26 protein-coding genes are annotated in these 22,201 nt (G+C 67.3%); 14 read left to right on the forward strand and 12 right to left on the reverse strand.

Annotated elements, in window-relative coordinates; translation table 11 throughout:
• Positions 1-138: 138 nt before the first annotated feature.
• From ON37_RS20745 to ON37_RS20760, 4 genes are read left to right on the forward strand one after another with little or no spacing between them, the layout of a single operon-like run.
• The gene (locus tag ON37_RS20745) at positions 139-789 is read left to right on the forward strand and encodes an ABC transporter permease (RefSeq protein WP_040721582.1); all 651 of its coding nucleotides are present in this window, start codon (positions 139-141) and stop codon (positions 787-789) included.
• On the forward strand, positions 782-1,969 hold the full coding sequence (locus ON37_RS20750; RefSeq protein ID WP_051031839.1) for an ABC transporter ATP-binding protein: 1,188 nt from the start codon (positions 782-784) through the stop codon (positions 1,967-1,969). The genes ON37_RS20745 and ON37_RS20750 overlap by 8 nt, the downstream gene beginning before the upstream one ends.
• A complete protein-coding gene (locus ON37_RS20755; RefSeq protein WP_040721583.1) occupies positions 1,966-2,721 on the forward strand; it encodes an ABC transporter permease in 756 nt (251 codons plus the stop codon). Before ON37_RS20750 ends, ON37_RS20755 begins: the two co-directional genes overlap by 4 nt.
• Positions 2,718-3,716, forward strand: coding sequence for a glycine betaine ABC transporter substrate-binding protein (locus ON37_RS20760; protein WP_373282064.1), 999 nt, complete (start codon positions 2,718-2,720; stop codon positions 3,714-3,716). Before ON37_RS20755 ends, ON37_RS20760 begins: the two co-directional genes overlap by 4 nt.
• A gap of 4 nt (positions 3,717-3,720) precedes the next feature.
• Here ON37_RS20760 and ON37_RS20765 read toward each other — a convergent pair whose 3' ends face one another.
• Together ON37_RS20765 and ON37_RS20770 are read right to left on the reverse strand one after the other, a co-directional pair.
• A complete protein-coding gene (locus tag ON37_RS20765) occupies positions 3,721-4,281 on the reverse strand; it encodes a hypothetical protein (RefSeq protein ID WP_040721584.1) in 561 nt (186 codons plus the stop codon).
• Positions 4,282-4,473: 192 nt separating this feature from the next.
• Complete coding sequence (locus tag ON37_RS20770) at positions 4,474-5,139, reverse strand: GNAT family N-acetyltransferase (protein WP_040721585.1); 666 nt, start codon at positions 5,137-5,139, stop codon at positions 4,474-4,476.
• A 329-nt stretch (positions 5,140-5,468) separates the two neighbouring features.
• Between ON37_RS20770 and ON37_RS31100 the strand changes: the two genes are divergently transcribed.
• On the forward strand, positions 5,469-6,014 hold the full coding sequence (locus ON37_RS31100; protein ID WP_051031840.1) for an HAD domain-containing protein: 546 nt from the start codon (positions 5,469-5,471) through the stop codon (positions 6,012-6,014).
• Here ON37_RS31100 and hpnE read toward each other — a convergent pair.
• Entirely contained in the window at positions 6,000-7,400 is a 1,401-nt protein-coding gene (gene hpnE, locus ON37_RS20780) for a hydroxysqualene dehydroxylase HpnE (RefSeq protein WP_051031841.1), read from the reverse strand. The genes ON37_RS31100 and hpnE overlap by 15 nt on opposite strands.
• A gap of 223 nt (positions 7,401-7,623) precedes the next feature.
• On the opposite strand from hpnE, the gene ON37_RS20785 reads away from it, so the two are divergent.
• Positions 7,624-7,908, forward strand: a complete 285-nt coding sequence (locus tag ON37_RS20785) for a muconolactone Delta-isomerase family protein (protein ID WP_040721586.1) — start codon at positions 7,624-7,626, stop codon at positions 7,906-7,908.
• A gap of 122 nt (positions 7,909-8,030) precedes the next feature.
• Positions 8,031-8,741, forward strand: coding sequence for a hypothetical protein (locus ON37_RS20790; protein ID WP_051031842.1), 711 nt, complete (start codon positions 8,031-8,033; stop codon positions 8,739-8,741).
• A gap of 7 nt (positions 8,742-8,748) precedes the next feature.
• On the opposite strand, the gene ON37_RS20795 is transcribed toward ON37_RS20790, so the two are convergent.
• A complete protein-coding gene (locus ON37_RS20795; RefSeq protein ID WP_040721587.1) occupies positions 8,749-9,435 on the reverse strand; it encodes a GAP family protein in 687 nt (228 codons plus the stop codon).
• 241 nt (positions 9,436-9,676) lie between these two features.
• Positions 9,677-10,240: a TetR/AcrR family transcriptional regulator gene (locus tag ON37_RS20800; RefSeq protein WP_040721588.1), complete on the reverse strand. Its 564-nt coding sequence runs from the start codon at positions 10,238-10,240 to the stop codon at positions 9,677-9,679.
• A 128-nt stretch (positions 10,241-10,368) separates the two neighbouring features.
• Between ON37_RS20800 and ON37_RS20805 the strand changes: the two genes are divergently transcribed.
• The gene (locus tag ON37_RS20805) at positions 10,369-11,292 is read left to right on the forward strand and encodes an SDR family oxidoreductase (RefSeq protein ID WP_040721589.1); all 924 of its coding nucleotides are present in this window, start codon (positions 10,369-10,371) and stop codon (positions 11,290-11,292) included.
• A gap of 34 nt (positions 11,293-11,326) precedes the next feature.
• Here ON37_RS20805 and ON37_RS20810 read toward each other — a convergent pair whose 3' ends face one another.
• Positions 11,327-11,968 carry a hypothetical protein gene (locus ON37_RS20810; protein ID WP_157171526.1) on the reverse strand — a complete coding sequence of 214 codons (642 nt, stop codon included), beginning with the start codon at positions 11,966-11,968 and terminating at the stop codon, positions 11,327-11,329.
• 163 nt (positions 11,969-12,131) lie between these two features.
• Between ON37_RS20810 and ON37_RS20815 the strand changes: the two genes are divergently transcribed.
• Positions 12,132-12,554 carry a nuclear transport factor 2 family protein gene (locus tag ON37_RS20815; RefSeq protein ID WP_210741353.1) on the forward strand — a complete coding sequence of 141 codons (423 nt, stop codon included), beginning with the start codon at positions 12,132-12,134 and terminating at the stop codon, positions 12,552-12,554.
• Between the two features lie 19 nt (positions 12,555-12,573).
• Here the strand turns inward: ON37_RS20815 and ON37_RS31105 are convergent, their stop codons facing one another.
• Positions 12,574-13,830, reverse strand: coding sequence for a pentapeptide repeat-containing protein (locus ON37_RS31105; RefSeq protein ID WP_051031844.1), 1,257 nt, complete (start codon positions 13,828-13,830; stop codon positions 12,574-12,576).
• Between the two features lie 115 nt (positions 13,831-13,945).
• Positions 13,946-14,317, reverse strand: coding sequence for a winged helix-turn-helix transcriptional regulator (locus tag ON37_RS20825; RefSeq protein ID WP_245553285.1), 372 nt, complete (start codon positions 14,315-14,317; stop codon positions 13,946-13,948).
• 49 nt (positions 14,318-14,366) lie between these two features.
• Here ON37_RS20825 and ON37_RS20830 point away from each other — a divergent pair, with 49 nt between their 5' ends.
• Positions 14,367-14,720 carry a DoxX family protein gene (locus ON37_RS20830; RefSeq protein WP_051031845.1) on the forward strand — a complete coding sequence of 118 codons (354 nt, stop codon included), beginning with the start codon at positions 14,367-14,369 and terminating at the stop codon, positions 14,718-14,720.
• A 49-nt stretch (positions 14,721-14,769) separates the two neighbouring features.
• Here the strand turns inward: ON37_RS20830 and ON37_RS20835 are convergent, their stop codons facing one another.
• Both ON37_RS20835 and ON37_RS20840 read right to left on the reverse strand, forming a co-directional pair.
• Positions 14,770-15,738, reverse strand: a complete 969-nt coding sequence (locus tag ON37_RS20835) for an NADP-dependent oxidoreductase (protein WP_040721591.1) — start codon at positions 15,736-15,738, stop codon at positions 14,770-14,772.
• 191 nt (positions 15,739-15,929) lie between these two features.
• Positions 15,930-16,655 carry an SDR family oxidoreductase gene (locus ON37_RS20840; protein ID WP_040721592.1) on the reverse strand — a complete coding sequence of 242 codons (726 nt, stop codon included), beginning with the start codon at positions 16,653-16,655 and terminating at the stop codon, positions 15,930-15,932.
• A gap of 105 nt (positions 16,656-16,760) precedes the next feature.
• Between ON37_RS20840 and ON37_RS20845 the strand changes: the two genes are divergently transcribed.
• Positions 16,761-17,600 carry a LysR family transcriptional regulator gene (locus tag ON37_RS20845; protein ID WP_040721627.1) on the forward strand — a complete coding sequence of 280 codons (840 nt, stop codon included), beginning with the start codon at positions 16,761-16,763 and terminating at the stop codon, positions 17,598-17,600.
• A 19-nt stretch (positions 17,601-17,619) separates the two neighbouring features.
• Here the strand turns inward: ON37_RS20845 and ON37_RS20850 are convergent, their stop codons facing one another.
• Entirely contained in the window at positions 17,620-18,123 is a 504-nt protein-coding gene (locus tag ON37_RS20850) for a winged helix-turn-helix transcriptional regulator (protein ID WP_040721593.1), read from the reverse strand.
• Between the two features lie 81 nt (positions 18,124-18,204).
• Between ON37_RS20850 and ON37_RS20855 the strand changes: the two genes are divergently transcribed.
• On the forward strand, positions 18,205-18,639 hold the full coding sequence (locus ON37_RS20855; protein WP_040721594.1) for a tautomerase family protein: 435 nt from the start codon (positions 18,205-18,207) through the stop codon (positions 18,637-18,639).
• A gap of 560 nt (positions 18,640-19,199) precedes the next feature.
• Positions 19,200-19,607, forward strand: a complete 408-nt coding sequence (locus ON37_RS20860; RefSeq protein ID WP_040721595.1) for an SgcJ/EcaC family oxidoreductase — start codon at positions 19,200-19,202, stop codon at positions 19,605-19,607.
• Positions 19,608-19,952: 345 nt separating this feature from the next.
• Here the strand turns inward: ON37_RS20860 and ON37_RS20865 are convergent, their stop codons facing one another.
• Positions 19,953-20,381 carry a DoxX family protein gene (locus ON37_RS20865; protein WP_040721596.1) on the reverse strand — a complete coding sequence of 143 codons (429 nt, stop codon included), beginning with the start codon at positions 20,379-20,381 and terminating at the stop codon, positions 19,953-19,955.
• A gap of 813 nt (positions 20,382-21,194) precedes the next feature.
• Here ON37_RS20865 and ON37_RS20870 point away from each other — a divergent pair.
• On the forward strand, positions 21,195-22,201 hold a 1,007-nt coding region (locus tag ON37_RS20870; RefSeq protein ID WP_040721597.1), incomplete at its 3' end, for an RNA/DNA-binding domain-containing protein.

Raw genomic sequence — 22,201 nt, forward strand, 5'->3', positions numbered from 1 at the left:
TGATAGCTAGGACGCGCGATCGGACGGGAAGGTTCCCGAGCGGAATCGAGCGCGATGGATCGCGGCTGGTCGCCTGCGCCCGATCCGGCGGATCGATAGACTGCACGCACGCCGCCGAGCTCTGGGAGGACGTCGCCGGTGGATACCCTGTGGACCTTCGTGGTGGATCATCGCCGGCAGCTGCTCACCGATTCGTACCTCCATGTGTCCGCGGTCGTGCAGTCGGTGCTCATCGCCACCGCCGTGGCGGTCCTGCTCGGCATCGCCGTATTCCGCAGCCCGTGGGGTTCCGCCGCGGCCACGGCCGCCGCCAGCATCATCTTGACCGTGCCCTCGTTCGCACTGCTGGGGCTGTTGATACCCGTCCTCGGCCTGGGTGTGCGACCGACGGTGGCGGCACTGGTCCTCTATGCCCTGCTGCCGATCCTGCGCAACACCATCATCGGGCTGGCATCGGTGGATTCGGCGGTGTCGGATGCCGCGCGCGGAGTGGGGATGAATCGCCTGCGCATTCTGACGCGGATCGAATTGCCGCTGGCCTGGCCGTCGATTCTCGCCGGCATGCGGGTCAGCACCCAGATGAGTATGGGCATCCTGGCCATGGCCGCGTACGCGAAGGGCCCCGGCCTGGGCAACCTCATCTTCACCGGACTGGCGCGACTGGGCAGCCCGACCGCCGTGCCGCAGGCCCTCACCGGCACCGTGCTGATCATCGTGCTGGCCCTCCTGCTCGACGCCGCTCTGGTGCTGGTCGGCAGGCTCACCACCGCGAGGGGAATCCGTGACTGATACCGCGACCATCCACACCGAGCATCCACCGGCGGAGATCGTGCTCGACTCGGTGACCAAACACTATCCCGGACAACGTGATCCGGCGGTCGACCGGATCTCGCTGACCATCCCCGCCGGCGAGATCGTGGTCTTCGTCGGGCCCTCGGGCTGCGGGAAGACCACCACCATGCGGATGATCAATCGGCTGATCGAGCCCACCTCCGGCACCATCACCATCGCCGGACGCGATGTGACGGCGGTGAATCCGGATAAGCTGCGCCGCCGCATCGGCTACTCGATCCAGCAGTCCGGACTCTTTCCCCATATGACCGTGGCGCGCAATATCGCCACCGTCCCCGGACTGCTCGGTTGGGACCGCAAGCGGGTGAGCGCGCGGGTCGACGAAATGCTGGAGCTGGTCGGGCTGGATCCGGACACCTTCCGGAGCCGGTATCCGCGGCAACTGTCCGGCGGTCAGCAACAACGGGTCGGGGTCGCCCGGGCGCTGGCCGCCGATCCGCCGGTGCTGTTGATGGACGAGCCCTTCGGCGCGGTCGACCCGATCACCCGCGGCCTGCTGCAGGACGAGCTGTTGCGGCTGCAGACCGAACTGCACAAAACGATCGTGTTCGTGACCCACGATTTCAACGAGGCGGTCAAACTCGGGGACCGGATCGCCGTGCTGGGCAACCACTCCCGCATTCTGCAGTACGACACGCCGGCCGCGATCCTCGCCGACCCGGCCGACGAGACCGTGGCCGGATTCGTCGGCGCGGACGCGGCGCTCAAACAGCTGACCCTGGTCCGGGTGGCCGATGTCGCCTTGCGGGACTGCGTCACCGCCACCGAGGACGAACCGGTCGCCGCCCTGCGCTCCGCGCTGGCCGGCCCCCATCGACAGTGGGGGCTGATTCTGGATTCCGACCGCCGCCCGTTGCGCTGGGTGTCCGAACCGCAACTCGCCCGGGCGGTTTCACTGCGGGAGGCGGGCGTGCCGGTCACCGGGACCGTGACGGCGGACGCGACCCTGCAGGCGGCCCTGGAGTCGCTGCTCGCGGAGAGTACCGCCACCGCGGTCGTCACCGACTCCCGCGGCGCGTACCTGGGCCTGGTGTCGGTCGACACCCTGGTCGCGCATTTGGCCGGTATGCGAGCGGAACACCGTGCCACCGGGGCCGATTCGGGCGGGCAGTCGTGAGCCCGGTGAGCCGGCACGAGCGCCGCGCCGATCGGATCCGGCTGTTCGCCCAGCCGGTGCTGGCGCTGGCGCTGGCGGCCGGGGTGCTGGTTTGGGCCTTCGACCGCACCCTGACCGCCACGCAGCAGGCCAGTATCAATGCCGCCGACATCGTCACGGTGGTCCGTCAGCATGTGGCGATCACCGCGACCGTGGTGGTGATCGTGGTGCTGGTCTCGGTTCCGTTGGGCACCTTGCTGACTCGGCCGCGGTATCGGCGGCTGACCCCGCTGGTGGTCGGCATCGCGAATATCGGTGCGGCCGCGCCGGCGATCGGGCTCATCGTGCTGACCTATCTGTGGACCGAACGGACCGGCTTCTGGGTCGGTGTCGCACCGATCGCCTTCTACGCGCTGCTTCCGGTGCTGCGCAACACGATTCTGGGTTATCAGCAAGTCGATCCCGCCGTGGTCGACGCCGGTCGCGGCCAGGGCATGTCGGCGCTGACGGTGTTGCGGCGCATCGAATTTCCCCTCGCCGTGCCCTATATCCTGGCCGGCCTGCGCACCTCCCTGGTCCTGGCGGTCGGCACCGCGACGTTGTCGTTTCTGGTCAGCGCCGGTGGTCTGGGCATCCTCATCGACACCGGATACAAGTTGCGCGACAACGTAACTCTCTGGGTGGGTGCGATCCTCGCGGTGGCACTGGCCCTGCTGGTGGACTGGCTGGGCGCGCTCGCCGAACGCTTCCTCGAACCCCGGGGGTTGCGATGAGCCGAGCGCCGCGGCTGCGCGGGATGCGCCGCTTGGCTGCCACCACGGCCGCGATGCTGCTGACCGGTGCCGTCGCCGCCTGCGGCCTGGAGGCCGGCGGCGCGGTGCCGCTGCCGGTCGGGCCGGGCAGTATCAGGCCGATCGCCGCACTCGAGGGGGTGCCGATCACGGTGGGGTCCAAGGATTTCACCGAACAGAACATTCTCGGCTACCTCATCGAATTCGCGCTCACCGCGGCCGGGGCCCAGGTGCGGGATCTGACCAATATCACCGGGTCGAACAGCCTGCGCGATGCGCAGCTGCACGGCCAGGTCGATATCGCCTACGACTACACCGGAACCGGCTGGATCAACTACCTGGGCAACGAGGTTCCGATTCCGGATTCCACCGCGCAATTCGAGGCGGTGCGCGATGCGGACCTGGCCGGTCACGCCATGGTGTGGGCGGATCCGGCGCCGATGAACAACACCTACACGATGGTGACCAGCGCCGACAACGCCGCCCGCACCGGCGCGCGCACGATTTCCGATTACGCCCGCCTGGTGAACTCCGATCCCAGTGCCGGACCTACCTGTCTGGGAACCGAATTCAGCGTGCGGCAGGACGGGTTTCCCGGAATGGCTCGCAAATACGGCATCGACCCGAATCGGGTGCACAAGCAGATCATGCAGGATTCCCTGGTGTACTCGGCCACCGCGAACGGCACCTGCCGATTCGGCGACGTCACCGCCACCGACGGCCGGACCAAGGCCCTCCACCTGGTGCAGCTCGAAGACGACCTCGACTTCTTCCCCAAATACAATGCGGCCCTGGTGATGCGGAAATCCTTCGCCGACGCGCATCCACAGGTGATTCAGGTGATGGCACCGATCTCCCGGCTGCTCACCAACGAGACGATCACCGAACTGAATCGCAGGGTCGACGTCGACGGCGCCGAACCGGCCACCGTCGCACGGGACTGGCTGGTTCAGCAGGGTTTCGTCACCGCCGGATGAACGTTCAGGCCAGTGCGGTCCGTACCGCGAGCCAGCGGCCGCCCGGATCGGCATAGCCGTGGTACATCAGCGGAATTCGTTGGTCCACACCGAAATAGCGGAACACCGCCAGCATCGCCCGGCGTACCGAGTCGTCGGCGAAATCGTCGATCCGGCGCGGTCCGATCGGCCGCTCGGGTAGCTGGGCCAGTCGCGCCATCTCCGCGGGATCACAGACGTCGAGCCCGAGCGGGCCGTCGGCGATGTAGTGATCGTGGAAGATGTGGCGCAGCCCCCGCTCGTCCGGATGCCGGGCGACCCCCGGCAGCAGCCGGATGCCGGCGCCCGGCAGGGTGCGCGATTCCAGCGCCTCGGTCAGATCGGGGTCCGGATGCGGACCGTCCGAGACCGGCGCCTGTTCGAGCAGATGCAGCATGTACGCGCCGCGCACCCGGGGCTCCGGGACGACGAACAGACTCACCATCGGATCCTGCGCGGAATCGGTCAGGCAGATTCGGATATGGCTTCGATCGCGAGGTAGCCGAGGCGCGGGGATGGGCTGGAGGGAAATCACCGGGTCGGTCATGCGGACTCCTGGCGGGGAGGGCCGTCGACCCTCCCGTGAACGCGCGGATACGAGGTCCGAAGCTTGCCGACCGCCGAGTTACCCGACTCGGACCGATCTCCTCCGCGGCCGACCGTTACCCCCGAAATTATAGGAGCCCGGATCGGGCCGCGACATCCGGAATTCGCTATCCGGTTGCTGAGTGCTACTCGGTCAGGCGTTCATCAGCCGCGGGAGTCCGGCCAGTTCGGCGGTGATCCGGGCCCGCACGGCCGGCCACTCCTCGTCCAGGATCGAATAGAACGCCGTACTCCGTACGGTCCCGTCCAGCCCGCGCGAATGCGCCCGCCGCACCCCGTCGCTGGTCGCGCCGAGACGTTCGATCGCCATGCGCGAGCGCACATTTCGCATATCGGCGCGCATCGCGATGCGACGCACCCGCCACACGTCGAAGGCGTGTTCGAGCAGCAGCAGCTTCGACTCCAGATTGACGCCGGAGCCGCGGGCCCGGGGCGAGAGCCAGGTGTTGCCGATCTCCGCCGCATCCGGTACGGCCAACAGCGGATCTCCGGTCGGCATACCGTGCACGATCGGCCAGACCATCGGGCCCTGCCAGTAGTCGAACCGGCAGAACCGGGTCGAACCCAGCACCCGGTTGTCGGCGATCGACACGATGGCGAACGCCAGCGCGGACCCCACCGCGTGGGCGGCCGCGGCCTGGGCGATGTAGTCCGCCGTCTCGACCGGGCCCTGCGGGACGGGAGTGAACGCGAACGCATCGCGATCCACGGCGCTCGCCTCGGCGAGCCCCGGAACATGGTGCGGTGCCAAAGGTTCCAGCCGCACGAGGCGGCCGGTCAGGATGACGGGTGCAGGCACGTTCCCTCGATCTTTCGGGACGGACTCCGGACACGTCGAACGATCGTCACACCGGCCACAACGCTCCGGATCGACGACCAGTCCTGGCGCGCCGGCAGCAGCATCGGACAGTGAGATGAACGATAACCGAACGTGTGCTGTCGACGCTGCAGGTGCGACGTAAATTCCACGCCCTCGACCGCGTGTCGCTCGGCGCGTCGCGTTCCGCCGGGCGGGCGAGCCACGACCGTCCACATCCGGTTATCGGGTCGACACGAAACCGTTGCCGGAGCGGCCGAATCGCCGTCGCCCGGCGTCGTAGCCTGGGTGCAACGACCGGGGAGGGCGGCATGACCGAAGCAGCGCGCGCGGCGATCCTGCTCGACATCGACGGTCCGCTCAACCCCTACCCCCGGCCGGCGTCACCACCACCGCACGGATATCGCCCATATGTCCTGCAGCACAGCATCATCGCCGCGATTCCGCCGATCGAACAGCAGGTGCTGCTCAATACCGGCCTGGGCCGCCGGCTACTGGATCTGGCCGAGACCACCGACGCCGAACTCGTCTGGGCCACCGCCTGGGAATACGCGGCGAACACCGTGATCGCTCCGGTCCTGGGATTGCCGCCGCTCGAGGTGATCATCTTCGAGGACACCGGAATTCGGCATCGCGACGGCCACCACGGCAAGTTGCCGACCATCGACCGCTGGGCCCGGCGACGGCCGCTGTGCTGGTTCGACGACGAATTCCAACCGGCCGACCAGAGCTGGGCCGATCGCCGCACCGACACGGGGGCGCCGACCCTGCTCGTTCCGGTCGACCGCCATACCGGGCTGACCGACGACCACCTCGACATCGCCCGCGCCTTCCTGGACCGGCTACGAGGCCCCTGATCGGCGACTGCGCGGTCGGTCCCGCGGGGGTGCCGGGGGAAGTTCCAGCAGGGCCGCCACCGCGAGGGCAGCGCTCTGAACCGCGCTTTCCATCGTCGCCGACCAGTCGGTGCGGGTCCAGTCCCCGGCGAGCAGCAGGGTCGGTACCGAGGTGCGCTGACCGGGACGGAGCCCGGCGGTGCCGAGCGCCTGCGAAAAGGTCGCCTTCGGCATTTTGACGACATGGCCGTTCACCACCCGCGCGTCGGCGGCCTCCGGGTAGTAGCGGCGCAGCAAGGCCGTCTGCTCGGCGACGATGTCCTCGCTGTTCTTGTGAATCTGCTCGTAGGCGCCGCTGGTGGTCAGGCAGTACAGCCAGGTCCCGTTCGGTTTCCGCCCGTGCATGCGCTGCCGGTCGAACACCTCGTCGATCACTCCGGTTCCGCCGATGATCGCCTCCATGGCGCTGCGGGTACCGAGTGGCCGATCCAGGTACAGGTTGGTGCTGACGATCGGAGTCGAGCCCAATTTATCTGCGGCGGCGTAGATTTCGGCATGCTCGGGCAGCTCGTCGAGCAGACCGCGGATCCGCGAATTGGGCACCGCGCAGATCACCGCATCGGCGGGGACGGTACCGCCGTCGGCCAGTTCGACGGCGGTGACAGGGCCGTTCTCGATCCGCACCCGATCCGCCACCGCGCGGAAGCGCACCTCCACCCCGTGCCTGCGGAAGACCTCCTCCGCGCCGGTGACGAAGAGCGTGTCGAGATCGACCGTGGGGTAGCCGATGGTGACCGCGCGCCGATCCCGAATTCCCAGCCGGATTCCGGTCGCCAGCACGTCGGCGAAGACCTTCGCGCATTCGCGCTGCACCGGCTCGGCGGCGATGCCGAGCGCGAGCCAATCCCACAGCGCGGTCCGTGCTTTCGCCGGCATACCCACTCGCTCGAACCACTGCTCGGTGGTGATGTCGGCCAGATCGTCGGGCTGGAACAGGCACTGCCGGCCCAACCGGATCGTCGCACGGGCCGCGGCGAGGCGTTCGAGCGGGCCGGCGTCCGGATGCGCGCCGAACAGCGTGCCGAACGCGCGTAATCCCTTGGTGTGCAATGCCGTTGCCCGGCCACCGGGCCAGCGCAGCGTGCCGCTGCCGGGAAATTCCAGATACCGTTCGGTGCCGACGCTGCGCAGGTAGCGGAACAGGTGGTGGTAACCGCTGGCGATCACATGCTGCCCGTTGTCGGGCACATCGTCGACCTCGGGCACCGTCATCGCCTGGGTGCGCCCACCCAGGCGTGCCCGGCGCTCCAACAGGGTCACCCGCTTGCTGGCCTCGGCCAGCCACACGGTCGCCGCCAGGCCCGCCAGACCGCCACCGATCACCACGTACCGACGCGTGTCGTGCATTCGAACCTCCGTGCGGGACAGCGGGTTTGCCCTCGGCACGAGACCACTCGCCGCGCGCCGGATCGGGTCCCGATCACTGTAGGCATGCCCACGAACCCGGTCAACGGTGAGATAGATGGTTTCACATTCTCGCACCCCAGCGATGGGCAGTCGCACAGTCGTCGGCAGCGAGACAATGGCCCGACAGAACGGCCCGACAGTCCGACGAGCAGACGGAGTCAGAATGCAGTTCATGGTGCTGAGCCGCCGCCGTACCGAGGAGTTCACCGACGCCGATTTCGAGCGGGTGCTACCCGCTGAGACCGACCATGTCCGCAAGCTCTACCTCGACGGTGTGGTCCGCCAGATCTGGTTGCGCGGTGATGTCGCCGGCGCCTGCTTCACGATCGAAGCCGAGGACGCCGATCGGGCACACGCGATCGTCGCCGAACTCCCCATGGCCGCGGCGGGCGTTTCGGAGTTCACCGTGATTCCGCTGCATCCCTATCGCGGGTTCGGCGGAGTATAACTCGACAGCACCGCGACATCGCGGTCGCCCGAGGGCGGTAGGGCCCCACTCGGTCCCGTCGATCCGGGCGGTAGGGTCGTCGCCGTTCGTCGGATCCAGGGTTCGCCCGGGAGGTGGGGGTTGTGATTCAGCTGTCGATGCGGCCTGCGGTCGGGTTTCCATCGAACGGCCGGGGTTCGGTATACCGGATCTTCGAGGGCGTCGGCCGGCACGCGAACGAGAACACCGGGCCGGCACCGGATCCCGTGTATGTCGAGCGCGATATGCCGGCGAACGGCTTCGCCGAATACCGTGCGCTGCGCAAGCGTGGCGGCCGTGCCTTCGTACTGTGGACCGACTCGTCGCGGCAGCGTGTCTTCGCCCGGGTCGCCACCAGGACCAGCACGCGCTGGGGGCCGGCCGTCTTCGAAATCACCGGTGGCGCAGGCGAACCGATCGGCACCGTCATGCGGGAACCGGGGTGCCGAGGGGGACGGTTCCGTACCCGCTGGACGATCACGCCGGTCGGGCGCGAGCCCATGGTGGGCCACAAGGGCCAGGCCGGCTGGTGGTTCGTGTGGTGGTTGTTCTTTCCGATCCAGGCCGCCATCGCGGCGTTGATGATCGCCTCGATCTTCCTCGGCGGTGGCGACGGTGACCTCGCCCGGATGCCGCGGCGAATCCGCTGGCGCGACAACGTGACCGGCGCTGTCACCCTGGACTACGTCGACGACGTGCTGCGGGTGACCGACGGCACCGCCTGGGACCGACGGCTCCCGACGGCCCTCGTCACCCTGCTCGCCACATATCCGGGTGTGCTGGCCGGGCCCGCATGGGATACCGGGCAGCAGTGAAACGCGGCTACCCGCCGGGCGTCGTCAGGGCCTCGATCCCCCGGCCGATCAGCAACGCGCCCACCACGGTCGCCAGCACCGTCATCACCGTGCGGTCGTTGGCGACGAGCCAGGTCTTGGCCGCGGCGAGCGGTCCGTCGAGTCGGTCGCCCGCGATCAGATAGGCACCGATCGGGGCGATACACGAAGCGAGGGCGACCGCCAGGAATATCGCGCCCGCTCCGACCGCCCGGGCCGCCGAGAGCCTGGCCTCGCCGATATCGAGCCCGCCCATGATCCCGGGAACCAGCGTGCTGACGTCCAACACCACGAGCGCGAGACCGATCCCGAACGCACCCGCGGGGGTGACCCGCTCGACCCGCTGGAGCGCCCGGTTCGGGCCGCGCTCCCGGCCCGCGCGCCGTCGCCACAACCCCACCGGGACCGCGATCAGCGCGCAGCCGAAGCAGATTCGCAGGATCGAGGCCGCGGTCGACGGATGCTGCGGGAGGACATCTCCACCGGAAGTCGCGCCCACCAGCAGCGCCACCACGGTGACGACCACGGCGAACCCGCAGATTCGTCCGACGAGATATCCGACGCTCTTGGTGCGCGCCTGCCCGGAGACCAGGATCAGGACCGCCACGATGATCGGCAGCGGGCTCACCGCGATCGCCACGGCCAGGGGGAGAGTTCTGCCGATCACGGTGCCCATCCGCCGTTCCTTTCCGGCCGTTCGGGCGACCACGGGATTTGCGGACTACTCGCTACACAACTCTCTCAGGCCGTGAAAGATATCGAGCCGACGATCCGTAGACCATATCTACCTGGGACTCTATGCCATATCAGAATTTTTTGTACATGGTTGCCGGTAATTCCCCCAGTCTGCGGGGGTGAGCGGTCGAACCACAACCCGGCAGTACAGAGGTGGCCTGAGCAACGGTGGCCGCAGGCGCTCAGACGGGGGTGGCGAGGGCGCGCAGATCCGCGAATGCGCGGTCGAGGTGTTCGTCGACGTCGACCGACGGGTCACGCATCCACTCCGCGGTCGCCTGTTCGAAGGCCGCCCAGCCGGTTCGGGCAGCGAGGCCGGCCGACCGGTCGGCGACGCCGCGCTCCCGCAGCGCCGTCGCCAGCGCCTCGGTGAGCAAGGCGAATTTGGCCAGCTCGCGTTCGCGCAGCGCCGGCGTGGCCGCGATGACCTCGGACCGCGGCACGGAGAACGAACGCTGTTCGGCGATGATCCGTCCGGCCGCACGAAAGGCGTGCAGCAGGACGTCCAGGGGTGAGAGGCCGGCGGGGGCCGTGCGGACCGCATCGGTCAGCAGGACGCGGATCTCGGCTTCGTTTCCGAAGAGGACCTCCCGCTTGTCGGGAAAGTGCCGAAAGAAGGTGCGCTCGGTGACCCCGGCGCGGGCGGCGATCTCCGCGGTCGTGGTCCGGTCGTAGCCACGGTCCCGGTACAGCTCGAGCGCGGCCTCTTGCAGGCGGCGGCGCGCCTGCTTCCCACTCCGCGGCATTCGTCGAATCTACCTCATCGGTCAGTAACTGACGCAACCCATAGTGACAGTTACTGACACTATGGGTTAATGTCAGTAACTGGCGCTACGTTGGGCGCCGCCACCCGACCCTCGTTTGGGAGAGATTCATGCACGTCTTCGTCACCGGCGGTTCCGGACAGACCGGGCCCGCTGTCGTCAGCGAGCTCATCGCGGCCGGACATCACGTCACCGGGCTGGCCCGCTCGGACGCCGCGGCCGCCAAGCTGAAGGCCCTGGGCGCGGTTCCGCACCGCGGTTCCCTCGACGATCCGGAGAGCCTCCGCCGCGGGGCCGCGGCTGCCGACGGTGTCGTGCACATGGCCTTCGGCGGCGACTTCAGCGATCCCGAGGCGATGATGCGACGCGACCGCACCGCGATCGAAACCCTCGGCCGCGCTCTGGAAGGTTCCGGGAAACCTCTGGTCAGCACGTCGGGAACGCTGGTGATGCCGACCGGCCGGCTCACCACCGAACAGGACGAGCCCGATGCGGCGGGCGCCGCCGCATTCCGGATCCCGGGTGAGCGAATGTGTTCGAGCTTCGCCGAGCGCGGAGTACGCGCGAGTGTCGTCCGCCTGGCCCCGACGGTCCATGGCCCGGGCGACTACGGGTTCATTCCGATGCTCATCGCCACCGCGCGAAAGACCGGCGTCTCCGCGTACATCGGCGACGGCGCGAACCGATGGCCGGCGGTTCACCGACTCGATGCGGCGAAGTTGTTCCGGGCGGCGCTCGAGCAGGCCCCCGCGGGAAGCATGCTGCACGGTGTCGCCGAAAGCGCGATCACACTGCGCAGCATCGCGGAGGTGATCGCCCGCGGTCTCGGCCTGCCCACAGCCTCGCTGACACCCGACGAGGCGGCCGTTCACTTTTCCAGCCCCGCGCTGGCGCGTTTCTACGGCACGGACGCACCCGTCTCGAGTTCCCACACCCGCGAGTTGCTCGGCTGGGTACCCACCCACCCCGGCCTGCTCGCCGACATCGAGCACGGCGATTACCTCACGGCGACCCCGTCGATCCCGTTCCACTGAGCCGCCATGCGACGCGCGGCTCGGTCCGCGCGAGCTAGACCTCGAACATTCGGGACGGGAACTGGTCCTGAGCCCAATCCGCGGACATCCCCAGGTCCAACCACACCCGCTGACTCGGATCGGGCTGATCGAGTCCGGCCCAGATCCAGGTGAACGTGCCCGCCAGCACCTCGCGACGCCGCCCGGGCGCCCGGACCGACAGTGCGAACGGCACGCCCAACGCGGCCCGGCTCACCGTCAGATACCCGTCCGCCTTGGGCTTTCCCGCGATCTGGTGCCGTGGCGTGTCGTGCACCCAGATCCAGTCCACCCGAGTTCCCTCGATCTGCGCGGTCAATGTCCGCAGGATCTCCGCGCGCAGGGCGGCGCCCGGGTCCGTCCCCATCAGCAGCAACGGCAGGCAATTCTCGGCGAGCAACTTCCCGACGTCGTCGCGCGGAGCGGTGTGATGCGGATTTCGGTGATACGCCCCGGTCAACCCGCCCCGTTCATCGACCTCATATCGCCCGCGCACGGCGCCGGGCGGCACGAAACCGTTCGGATCGTCGACCCAGGCCGGATCGATGTCGACCACCGATCCCCCGGGATTCGCCGCCGCCGCATCGACCAGCGCCTGCGGTGGACGCCGGCCTGGCGGCGGTGATTGCCTCTTCCACTGCGGCGCAGGATCATTCATCGGCCCGATTCCCCCCATGTCGTTCGGAATAGTCGAGGGACCAGCGTAGTCCACTCGCCGCTGCCGATCCCGGCACGGATCGACCGGCCCCGGCACTCGAACGAGCACTGCGGCGTCGAATTTCCGCCAGCTGCGGACGAGATCGACCACCAGAATCTGGACCATGACCGCCGACCCGATGACGACGCTGCACGCCTTCTACGCCGCCGAGGCCGAATACCTCACCGCGGGAACCGGATTCGACCGAATGGCTCGCCATCTGGCGCCCGATGTCGTCATGTATCAAGCGCACAGCCTGCCCTACGGCGGACAATGGCACGGCCACCACGGATTTCGAGAATTCATCGCCGCCATGGGCGAAAGCTGGGACGGGTTGTGGTTCGACGACCAGCGTTTCGTCATCGACGGCGATCGTGTTGTCGTGCACAGTCGCGGCCGGCTACGAGCCCGCCGCACCGGCCATGTCCTGGAAACCTCGCTGCTGCAATGGATCGGTTTCCGTGACGGTCTGATCACCGAATTCCGCCCGTACTATCACGACACTTCGGCAGTACTGGCCGCGCTCGGCGAACCGGTGGCCGGCTGACTCACGGGCCGCACGGACACTACCGCACTCCGACCGGGGCGGTGGGTGGCCATTCGAGCGGTTCGATATTGCCCGGCTTGCCGGCGGCGTCGCTGCCCCAGTCGAACAGTGGTGACGGTGGGCCCCATCGACGCGGCGACGCGAACGATACGACTGCGGAACCGAAATCGACTCCCTCGAAGGAGGTTTCGGCCTCGAATGCGGCGTCCTGGAATGCCGCGCGAGCACGAAAGGCGGCGTTCCGGAACGACAGCCCACCGGGGAAGCAAGCACCCTGGAACCATGCGTTGTCGGCGAAGACGGCGCTGCGGAACGAGACCCGGGCCGAGAACGCGGCCCCCTCGAACGAGGTGTTGGCGCAGAAGACCGCGGCCTGGAACCCGGCCGGACCGGTGAAGGTCGCGCCCTGAAACCATGCCGCACCGCCGAATTCGGACCGCCGAAACGATGCGTCGGCGCGCATGGTCGCACCCTCGAAGGAGGCGTATCCGGAGAACACCGCAGTCTCGAAGGACACCGAGGACAGGAAGTTCGCGCCGCGAAACGAAGCCTCGGCCTCGAACCGCGCGCGCTGGAAGGATACGTCGGCCGCGAATACCGCATTCTCGAAGGACGTATCACCCGAGAATGTGGCGCGCCGGAACGAAACCTCGCCAAAGAATTCGGCGCCCCGGAAATCCGCATCCTCCAGACGTGCGCCGCTCAGATCGAAGTCGTTGTCCGACCAGCGATACGCGGTACCGCGACGCAGATGCGCAGCGAGCACCCGAACGATGGTCTTGCGGACCTCACTGTCGTTCTGACGATATTCGAGATGCTGTTCACGCTCCGGATAGTCCTCGGCCGCAGGATGTTTGACAATCTCCTTGGTCAGATGACCGACCCCCGCTTCGGGCGGAACCGGCAGGCGCAGATATCCGCACAGCACGTCGATACATTGTTGCCGCCGCAACCCCTCCGACTCGTCGGCGACACCGGCCATCGCATATACGCCCGCGATCCGCACCGCGACATCCGTCGCCCCGAGTTGCGCTGCGGCAGCACCGAACCGCTCGACGAACCGCCCCTGCTCGAGATCGCGCTGACGGCGATAGGCGATGACCAGCGCGACGACACCGCCGACCCCGCCGACCACCGTGAAGGCGAGCTTGGTGACATCGATCGGGCTACCGCCGGCCCGCCCCGGATGGAAGACCAGAATCAGAACCGTTTCCGCGATCGCGGCGAGCGCCGCTCCGGCCACCACCGCCGAGGCGACCGCCAGCGACAATCTCATCCGGCCCGACCACCGCGAAACCCGAACCGCTCCCCCGCGTAGGCGCGCCCCGACACCCCGTACCAACCGCATCGCCCGATTCTGCCGCATCCCGCGCCGGGTCGCGGGGAGCGGATCAGCCGGCTTGATCGGCCGACAAGGCTTCCTGGACGTCGAGGAGTTCTTCCCCGTGCGCCCGCGCCCATTCGGTCAGCATCGAAATCGGCTCGTGGAGCGTCCGGCCGAGCGGGGTCAGACTGTATTCCACCCGTGGCGGCGCCTCGGCGTAGCGACGCCGATCGACGAGGCCGTTGCGCTCCAGCCGGCGCAGGGTCTGAGTCAGCACCTTCCGGGAGATTCCGCCGGACAGAGCGACGAGTTCGCTGTGCCGCTTGGGGCCGTCACCGAGCGCATACAGGGTGACCACGGACCACTTGTTCGCGATGACCTCGATCGCCGTACGCGCCGGACAGTCGGACATGAACATGATTCCGGCAGGGGGGCTCACCGTCCGAAGGTTACCAAAAGGTACCTTTCGGATTCCTAGCGTTGCCGGCATGCATATCGCAGCTGTGATCCTCTCCGTCCTGCTCGCTCTGGCGATGCTCCACTCCGCAACGACGAAGTTCACGCGCCCGGAGTGGTTGCGCCGATTCGCCGAAGCGGTGCACCTCACCACGACCCAGCTCACCGTGCTCGGCAGCCTGCAGATCGCGGCGGCGGTCGGCCTCGTCTGCGGCATCGGGTTCCCACCCCTCGCGATCGCCGCCGCGTTCGGGCTGGTGCTCTACTTCGCCGGCGCGATCGGCGTCCACCTCCGCAGCGGCGATCGAAACCTGCTGGGAGCCACGCTCTTCCTCGTCTCCTCGGCCGCGACATCGGTCGTGCTCGTGCTCGACGCGACGGCCTGATCCCATCCGCCTGCTACCGCCGGCGCGTCGTCATCGGCCGCGCCGGCGCTCAGTCCCGAGGTCGGAGATCGACCACGACCTTGCCTCGGACGTGTCGCGACGCCTGCAGTTCGACTGCCGCGCGGATGTCGTCAACCGGAAAGGCCGCGGCGATCGGTACCCGCAGCCGGCCGTCCGCGACGAGGCTCGCGATGGTGTCGAGCGCGTCCGGTGCGGCGTTGGCCCCGTTGGCGGCCGAGACCCCGTCGACCACCGCCGCGATGGTGCAGATCCGACTGTCCGGTACTCCTAGCTCACGGGCGGCATATACCGTTTCCACCCCGTGCAGATCGAGTGCCGCGGTGACCGGTCCCGCATCGAGATCGCGGACCCGCGCGGCCAGTCCGTCGCCGTAGGCGACCGGTTCGGCGCCGAGGCTTCGCAGATACTCCGCAGTCGACGGCGAGCCGGTACCGATGACTCGCGCACCCGCGATCCGAGCCAGCTGGACGGCGAACACCCCCACCCCGCCGCCCGCGCCACCGACCAGCACCGTGTCCTCCGGACCGAGGTCGAGGACGTCGAGAGCGGCGGCAGCGGTACTGCCCGCGATCGAGAGCGTGGCGGCGGTGCGATCGTCCACCCCGTCCGGCGTGTGATGCGCGACGCCACTGGTGATGTTCCCGTTCGCCTCGACCACCACGAAATCGGCGAGCGCTCGGGACAGAGCCGCCCCGAACACCCGGTCCCCGACCGCATAGCCGGTCACGCCCGCGCCGACCCGGTCGACCACTCCGGCGTAGTCGGTTCCGAATCCGGCGGGCAGGCTCAGGCCGAACCTCGCCGCCGTCTCGGCGTCCGCGGTCATGAGCCAGTCCATCGGGTTCAGGCCGGCCGCCGCCACTCGGACGCGGATCTGCCCGTCGCCGGCCTCGGGTTCGGGCACATCCTGGACAGTGAGTATCTCTGGGCCGCCGAACGATTCGAGTCGGACCGCCCGACTCGTGCCGCCTCCGAACCCATCGCTGTGCTGCGTCATTGCCGTCTCCTCGTGTTCGACACACCACCTGCCGCGCTGGACCTGTTCGCTCCGGCGTAGATCATCGCAGGAACGACCGTCCACCAGTGAGCACCGAGGCGAGCGGTTGCCGACTCGATATCACCGGCAACCACGTGCCATACCCTCGCCGGGCCAGGTCCGGACCGAATCGGCCATCGCGAATGCGCCTGTCACCAAGGCACTGTTCCGGCGTCGTCGAAGAATCCGCCGGTCGGTCCGTCGTCGGGGAGGGTCGCGAGGTGAATCGCGATCGCCGCGCCCTGCTGCGGGGTGCGGTAGCCACGGTGGCCGTTGAGGTCGGTGGCGGTGAAACCGGGGCAGCCGCAGTTGATCAGAATGTTGGTGTCGCTCAGTTCTTTTGCGTATTGGATGGTGACCGCGTTGAGGAAGGACTTCGACGGTGAGTAGGCGGCGGAGAGGGGGCCGGTCTCGGAACCGGGCGTGGTCTGCAGGGTGAGGGAGCCGACGCTGCTGGACATGTTCACGATCCGCGGTGATGGCGAGCGGCGCAGCATGGGCAGCATCGCGTTGGTGACGCGGATGACGCCGATCACGTTGGTTTCCACGGCCGCTCGTACGGTCGCGGGGTCGACCGTGGTGGGCGCCTGCGGCATACCGCCGGTGATCGCGGCATTGTTGACGAGGACGTCGAGGCCGCCGGCCCGGTCGGCGACAAGTTCGGCCGCGGCGGCCACACTCGCGTCGTCGGTTACGTCGAGCGGTACCCCGAACGCATCGATTCCGGTCGCACGAAGCTTCTCCACCGCGGTGTCGCGCCGATGTGCATCCCGCGCGCCGACACCGATTCGCCAGCCGAGGGCCCCCAAGCCCGCCGCGATCTCGTATCCGATTCCTTTGTTCGCGCCGGTCACCAACGCGATCGTCTGTGCACTCATACCGTCGATCCTGAACCGGCCTCGGCTGCCGCGTCCAAGACCGACCCGGTGCCCAGCCATACCGCACGGGTATCGGCCGCGGTCAGCGCCGGATACGATGCCTCAGTGGAGACTCGGGAGTTGCGATACTTCGTCGCCGTCGCCGAGGAGTTGCACTTCGGCCGGGCGGCACAGCGGCTCGCGATGGCACAACCACCCCTGTCTCGGGCGATCCAGCAGCTCGAACGGCGGCTCGGAGTGGAATTGCTGCACCGCACGTCGCGCGGGATCACGTTGACCGAGGCCGGATCGGTGCTGTTGCGGGAGGCCCGGGCCGCGCTCGACGCGGTCGACGCCGCCGAGCGCCGCACCCGCCGCGCGGCCGCCGACCGGCCGGGCATCGTGCTGGCCACGAAGGCCGGCGCATCCAGCGAATTGTTGTCGAAGCTGCTGGACGCGTACGCCGCCGAACCGGACGCCGCCCCCGTCGAGGTGATGCTGTGCGGGCCCGGCGAACAGGAAAGACTCCTGCGCGACGGCCGCGCCGACGTTGCCCTGCTCCACCGGCCCTTCGACTCGACGGCCGGATTCGATACCGAGGACCTGCACACCGAACAGCAGGTCGTGGTCCTGCCCGCGGGGCATCCGCTGGCCACGCGGTCCCAGCTGTCCATGGCCGAAGTCTCCGCCCTGACGGATCTGCCGCTGCCGCGCTGGCCTCGACCCGACGGGAGCTACCCCGACGGTCCCGGCCCGCAGGTTCGCGACCACACGCAGCTGACCCAGTTGATCGCGCTCGGCCGGACCTGTGCGGTCATGCCCGAGTCCGTCCGGACCCACCTCCGCGCGGGCCATGCCGCCGTGCCGGTACCGGACGCACCGGCAGTCACGACCGTCGTCGCCTGGCCGCCGCACAGCAGATCCAAAGCCGTCGCCGACCTCGTTCGCACGGCCCTCCGCATCTGACCGACAGCGATATCACAGGCTAATCGTCTGCCGACCCGGCCCGCCGGGCCAGCACCCACGTACCCGGCCCGGCCGCGGCACCCGGACCCGACAAGGGGGTCACGTCGGAACCGGCAACCGGCTCCCCGCATGCCGAGCAGCAAACCTGCGGGGTGAACGCACCGCCACAACCCTTGTGGACCAACCGCATCGGCGGCCCGCCCGGTGGGGTCGCCCACTTGTCGCCCCACGCCATCAGCGCCATCAGCACCGGAACCAGGTCCTGTCCCGCGGGGGTGAGGTGGTACTCGTGCCGCAGCGGTCGCTCCCGGTAGACCCGCCGCTCCGCGATGCCGTTCTCGACGAGCGCATCGAGCCTTCCGGTCAGCAGATTGCGTGAGATACCGAGGTTTTCGGCGATGTCGTCGAACCGGTTCACGCCCAGATAGAGGTCGCGGACGATCAACGGTGTCCACCACTCCCCGATGAGCTCCAACGCCTGCCCGATCGAGCAGTGCATCTCGGCGAAGCTGGTTCGTTGCATCTTCCCAGTGTAGAGGGTTGCTTCATTGAACTTAATCGGGATAGCCTCGAAACCTCGTTAGTTCAATGAAAGGACCCTCCGATGCCGTTCGTGGAATTGTTCGTCCCCAAGGGCTCACTGGATCAGGAGCAGCAGCAGAAAATTGGTGAGCGCCTGGTCTCCGAGGTGATGCTGGCCGAAGGAGCGCCGGACACCGAGACCGCCCGCGCCATCTCCTGGCTGGTGATCAACGAGATCGATGCCTGGTTCGTGGGCGGTCGCCGGCTGCCCGCCGGAGAAAAGCCGAAATACGTGGTGCGAGTGGGTGTTCCAGCCGGCTCGATGAACGACGACAAGCGCACCGACATCGTCGAACGGGTCACCCGCGTGCTCGCCGACGCCGACGACGAACCCGCCCGATTCGCCGACGCCGGTACCGCGTGGGTGCACATCAACGAAGTACCGGAAGGCAATTGGGGAGCGCGCGGGCGAATCGTACGCACCGAGGACATCGTCGCCCTGGTATCGGAGAACTGACAGCTCGCGGATTCGGATACCGATACGGCACGACGAAGCATCGGCTGCGCTGCACCCGGCCCGCCGGACCGAGCGGCCGGCAGTAGCGGGCGTGCACCTTGCGCCCGGTCAGCCCCGGAACCGCCTGCCGTGCTGCCCGATCACATACCGCAAAGAGGCCGGCGCAAGACCCCGAACCACCCGCACATCGACTGAGCCCCGCCCGGCAACCGGACGGGGCTCAGTCTGCTCCCAGACTCGCACCAGCCCAACCATTACATCGGCCACCGCGGAGAGCCACGCGTCCCGACCACCGAAACCGATGGGACACAAGGACTTCGGGGATACCGGCGAGCCCACCCCGTGGCCTTCCGGCCGCGCCGCTTCGGTCACTCCTTCTCGGACATCGAAACGAAACTCGCCTACGGGGACGTCGAGTATCCGCTGATCGCTCGATTCGCCAACGGTCGCGACTTTTGCCGGCGAACACACTGGTCTGCAGATTCTTTCGCGGCAGCGGGGGGCGGAAATGACGATCGTGATATTGACCTCGAGTGGCGTCGAGGTTCGAAGATGGTGGCATGACAACCACAGAGCCCGGCCGGACCGAAGATATCGCCGCCATCCACGCCGTCGTCGCTGCGGTGGACAAGGCACAGCGCACCGAAGACGCCGACGCCTTCCTCGCGCTGTTTCACCCCGATGCCATCTGGACCACCGGCGCCGGCAAATTCCTCAACGGGCTCTCCGAAATCTCCGAGTTCACCCGCGCCGTACTGCCGGGCGCAACCAAGGATGGCTACGCCACCTACGAGCCCTTCTTCATTCGCTTCATCCGACCGGACGTGGCCGCGGTCAAGGTCCGCCAGCAGTACTTCAACCACAGCGGCGAACTTCGGTCCCAGGGCACACCGCTGTACGGCATGACCAAAGAGGAAGGCCGCTGGCTGCTCACCTTCTGCCAGAACACCCCGGTCGCCGACCATTGACCGGAAGGCTCCGACGCGCCGCCGCATATGGATCCAACCCGGCATGAGATCGACTGCCGCGCTCAACATTCTGTATCAGCTCCCATGACGGTGCCGAAGGAGCGATGAGCAGGACTCGCCCGCGCACCGCACAGGCTCGCGCATCGGCTGGGGCACCACAACGCCCGCCGCGAAACCAAAGCTGTCATCACATGATTCGGGTGTCGCGCGGTGGGCGGCCCGATCCGGCGACGTGCCCCGCGACTGGCGATGGGACAGCCCGACCAACCCGACCGGACTGTCCCGTAACGCACAATGCGGCTACCGGCGGCTGGGTGCCGCCGGTAGCCGGTCGTTATGCGCGGATCATCGCTCGAGCAGCGCGCGCAGGGCGCTGATCGAGGCCCGGCGCTCGTAGGCGATCCAGGCGAAGATCGCAGTGAGCGCCAGCGGGAACGGAGCCAGTTCCGGGGTGCCGGCCAGGAACGCGTTGAAGCCGGCGGCGAGGAAGGTGACGATCGCCAGGCCGATCGCGGCGGCCGCGGTCAGTCGGGGCACCATCAGTCCGATCCCGCCCGCGACCTCGGCGAGACCGATGAAGACCAGCAGCGCCAACGGGATCGAGAAGGCGGTGGCGTTGTTTTCCATCAGGGTCTGCGGGATGACGAGCTTCGGCCCGCCGGAGGCGATGATGAAGAACAGACCGAGCACGATCTGCAGGGTCCACAACACACGGTTGCGGATCTTGCCCGGACGGACGGCGGCGGTGGTCTGAGTGGCGGTGATGGCGGTCATTTTCTTGTTCCTTCTTGGTCGGTCGCGCCGGGTTGGTGGCGCGGTCACCAGTTCGGACGGAGGCGGTCCGGAAAACTCATCGCCGCAGCCGAAAGAATTTTCACCGCGCCGTCGAGTCGGCCATCGCACCGCGCGGGCGAAACGACTGGGCCCCACCCGCACATCGGGTGGGGCGCCTCGGCGGAGTCGCTACCAGCGCAGCGATGCAAGCACTGCCCACTTCTTCGCAGACGCCGCTCCGCTGCGGAACTCCGAAGCCCGACAAACCTCTGCCTCGCTCGTCAAGTCGACCGGCGCCACGGATGAGACCGAATGTGCTGTGGTTCCGATGGATTGGGAAAGGAACCCTCGGTGCTCACGGATCAACAGCGAAACGAGAGGTCAGGTACTGTCTCGCTCGTGAAAGGGCACGAAACTCGATACGTCTGCTGTGTCTGCGGTGACCCCGCGGCCGCGGAGTCGTGGGACTACGTTCGAGTCGGGCTCGCGGAGCCGGACGGGCGCGATGGCCGGCCCGGCATGGTGCAGAGTCTCGGCGCACACGCGTCGTGTCTACGCCGGGTGTTCGTCGTTCAAGTCGAGGTCAAACACCCCGATTTTCGTTGACCAGGCGCGGGCCGGCCCAAGCCCACCGGACACAGCAACCCCCACCAGCAGCGAAACGGGCGCTGCCTACACATCGAATCTGAACTCGACAGAGTTGCGTAGCCGGACCACCACCTGGACCCAGTGCGTTGGCCGTACAAGCCACGGAGACCTAGCCTCCGCAAGCCACGACCGTGATTACTTACGTTGCCGCCCTAGACTTTACGTATGACGATCGAGATCGTGGACGTGACGAACGACGACGTGGCCAAGGCCATCCGCATCGATGAGGGTCACTTCGCAGATGTGAAGGCGACAGCAGTGTCACCCGGCAAGTTGACGAAGACCCTCGCTGCGTTCGCCAACGCTGACGGCGGTGAGCTGTTCGTCGGCATCGCCGAGGGGCAGGATCGACAGCCGCCCCACCGTTGGGAAGGTTTCGAAAGCGTTGAAGCGGCCAACGGTCACATTCAGGCGCTCGAAAGCGTGTTTCCCCTGAGCGGCGAACACCGGTACGAGTTTCTCAGGTCCGCATCATCATCCTATCCAGGCCTTGTCCTACATATTGAGATCGACAAATCTTCGTCAATCAAGAAGGCGAGCGACGGAAAGATCTATAAGCGTCGCGGGGCCCAGAATCTACCGCTGACCTCTCAAGACGAGATCGAAGTTCTGAAACGAACCAAAGGAATCAGCTCTTTTGAAACTGAAACCATTTCCTATCCGGTAGAATTCCTAACCAACTCCGAAGCCGTAATAACGTTCTTGATAGATCTGATTCCAACAGTGGACCCTGAGGCGTGGCTTAAGAAGCAGCTTCTTATCCGTGCTGGGTTGCCCACAGTTGCTGCGGTCTTGCTCTTCTCCGACGAACCGCAAACAGCACTCCCCAAACGTAGTGGAATAAAAGTATACAGGTACCAGACCACCAAGCTTGAAGGGACACGAGAGACTCTTGCCTTCGACCCCATAACCATCGAAGGCTGCCTATACTCACAAATATACGCGACAATCGACAAGGTTATCGATATCGTACAGGAGTCGAAGGCCGTAAAAGTCTCAGGTATGAGCGCTGTAGTTTACCCCCGGGAAGCGATCCATGAAATTATCACCAATGCGGTGATCCATCGCGATTACGGCATCGCTGACGATATTCATATCCGAATATTCGATAACCGCATCGAGATCGAGAGTCCAGGCCGCCTTCCGGCACATATAACTCCATCCAATATTCT

This window comes from Nocardia veterana NBRC 100344, assembly GCF_000308855.1.
GTDB classification, from domain to species: domain Bacteria; phylum Actinomycetota; class Actinomycetes; order Mycobacteriales; family Mycobacteriaceae; genus Nocardia; species Nocardia veterana.

Coding starts and splice junctions, on each gene's coding strand:
- ON37_RS20795 (WP_040721587.1), bottom strand. CDS start 9,435: ATGGGCACCGTGATCGGCAGAACTCTCCCCCTGGCCGTGGCGATCGCG.
- ON37_RS31105 (WP_051031844.1), bottom strand. CDS start 13,830: ATGAGATTGTCGCTGGCGGTCGCCTCGGCGGTGGTGGCCGGAGCGGCG.
- ON37_RS20850 (WP_040721593.1), bottom strand. CDS start 18,123: ATGCAACGAACCAGCTTCGCCGAGATGCACTGCTCGATCGGGCAGGCG.
- ON37_RS20860 (WP_040721595.1), top strand. CDS start 19,200: ATGACAACCACAGAGCCCGGCCGGACCGAAGATATCGCCGCCATCCAC.
- ON37_RS20815 (WP_210741353.1), top strand. CDS start 12,132: ATGACCGCCGACCCGATGACGACGCTGCACGCCTTCTACGCCGCCGAG.
- ON37_RS31100 (WP_051031840.1), top strand. CDS start 5,469: ATGACCGAAGCAGCGCGCGCGGCGATCCTGCTCGACATCGACGGTCCG.
- ON37_RS20785 (WP_040721586.1), top strand. CDS start 7,624: ATGCAGTTCATGGTGCTGAGCCGCCGCCGTACCGAGGAGTTCACCGAC.
- ON37_RS20800 (WP_040721588.1), bottom strand. CDS start 10,240: ATGCCGCGGAGTGGGAAGCAGGCGCGCCGCCGCCTGCAAGAGGCCGCG.
- hpnE (WP_051031841.1), bottom strand. CDS start 7,400: ATGCACGACACGCGTCGGTACGTGGTGATCGGTGGCGGTCTGGCGGGC.
- ON37_RS20865 (WP_040721596.1), bottom strand. CDS start 20,381: ATGACCGCCATCACCGCCACTCAGACCACCGCCGCCGTCCGTCCGGGC.
- ON37_RS20765 (WP_040721584.1), bottom strand. CDS start 4,281: ATGACCGACCCGGTGATTTCCCTCCAGCCCATCCCCGCGCCTCGGCTA.
- ON37_RS20855 (WP_040721594.1), top strand. CDS start 18,205: ATGCCGTTCGTGGAATTGTTCGTCCCCAAGGGCTCACTGGATCAGGAG.
- ON37_RS20835 (WP_040721591.1), bottom strand. CDS start 15,738: ATGACGCAGCACAGCGATGGGTTCGGAGGCGGCACGAGTCGGGCGGTC.
- ON37_RS20805 (WP_040721589.1), top strand. CDS start 10,369: ATGCACGTCTTCGTCACCGGCGGTTCCGGACAGACCGGGCCCGCTGTC.
- ON37_RS20760 (WP_373282064.1), top strand. CDS start 2,718: ATGAGCCGAGCGCCGCGGCTGCGCGGGATGCGCCGCTTGGCTGCCACC.
- ON37_RS20830 (WP_051031845.1), top strand. CDS start 14,367: ATGCATATCGCAGCTGTGATCCTCTCCGTCCTGCTCGCTCTGGCGATG.
- ON37_RS20810 (WP_157171526.1), bottom strand. CDS start 11,968: ATGAATGATCCTGCGCCGCAGTGGAAGAGGCAATCACCGCCGCCAGGC.
- ON37_RS20840 (WP_040721592.1), bottom strand. CDS start 16,655: ATGAGTGCACAGACGATCGCGTTGGTGACCGGCGCGAACAAAGGAATC.